1 protein-coding gene is annotated in these 346 nt (G+C 69.4%); it reads left to right on the plus strand.

Features of this window, described 5'->3' with window-relative positions:
• Positions 1 to 41: 41 nt before the first annotated feature.
• Positions 42 to 346, plus strand: a 305-nt coding sequence (locus ACLQ22_RS31960; protein ID WP_425695596.1) for a SpnB-like Rossmann fold domain-containing protein, incomplete at its 3' end; no start/stop codon positions are given.

Genomic DNA, 346 nt, shown 5'->3' on the forward strand with positions numbered 1-346 from the left:
AGTGGATGCCGCTACCGGGTGCGCAGCCCGACACCGCGTCGGTGGCTGCCGAATCGGTCTGGGGATGGCACGGGCAGATCGATGGCGAACTACCCACGCTCGTGGTGGCCGAGCTACCGGCTACGGGCGATCTACCAGCTGCGGACGATGCTGTCGGCGTTGTCGAGGCCACGCACGCGGCGAGCACGCTGGTGTTGGGTTGGGTCCAGGAATGGCTGGCCGATGCGGCCACGGACGGTTCCCGGTTGGTGGTGATGACCCGCGGCGCTACCGATGGCAGCGACCTGGCCGCGGCCGCGGTATGGGGCCTGGTCCGCTCCGCGCAGTCCGAACACCCCAACCGATT

The sequence above is a fragment of the Micromonospora sp. DT178 genome, from assembly GCF_049841695.1.
In the GTDB taxonomy this organism is placed as follows: Bacteria; Actinomycetota; Actinomycetes; order Mycobacteriales; family Micromonosporaceae; genus Micromonospora.